At 39.7% G+C, this 209-nt stretch carries 1 rRNA gene; it reads left to right on the top strand.

The window, feature by feature from the left end:
- Window positions 1-107: 107 nt before the first annotated feature.
- A 23S ribosomal RNA gene (locus tag ACN6NE_RS31450) occupies window positions 108-209 on the top strand; the annotation flags it as partial.

Genomic DNA, 209 nt, shown 5'->3' with positions numbered 1-209 from the left:
TTGTTCTTTGAAAACTAGATAACAGTAATTGCTGAGGAAAAGTGAAACTTTTCTTTAATCAAACCAATAAATAACACAACAATATGTTGTACCATTTATTCGCTAATGGTTAAGTTAGAAAGGGCGCACGGTGAATGCCTTGGCACTAGGAGCCGATGAAGGACGGGACTAACACCGATATGCTTCGGGGAGCTGTAAGTGAGCTTTGA

This window comes from Priestia sp. 53B2, assembly GCF_056099005.1.
The sequence above is the reverse complement of the archived record's forward strand: the minus strand, read 5'-3'. Positions and strand labels throughout refer to the sequence as shown.